Consider the following 315-nt stretch of genomic DNA (forward strand, 5'->3'; position numbering starts at 1 on the left):
AATGGACAAGTGCTTACGGCAAACATAAACACGGTAACCGAATTGTTGGTTAATTCCCTAAACATCAGCGATCTTACGGGCATTGAAGACTTTGTGGCCTTGGAACGTTTGGGATGTGCATTTAATAATTTGACAGAGTTAGATCTCAGTAACAACCACCAATTAATTAGAATGGGCTGTACCGCAAATTCTCTGACCTCACTGAATATTACACAGAGCCCCAATCTGGAATTCTTATATTGTGATGAAAATTTCTTGACAGAGTTGGATATCTCTCAAAATCCGAACTTAATTGAGGTTTATTGTGATTGGAAC

The 315-nt window shown here is 38.4% G+C and carries 1 pseudogene; it reads left to right on the forward strand.

Annotated elements, in window-relative coordinates:
* Window positions 1–315: pseudogene (locus K8089_RS16460) on the forward strand (cell surface protein); the annotation flags it as partial.

The sequence above is a fragment of the Aequorivita vitellina genome, from assembly GCF_022008365.1.
Classification (GTDB): Bacteria; Bacteroidota; Bacteroidia; order Flavobacteriales; family Flavobacteriaceae; genus Aequorivita; species Aequorivita vitellina.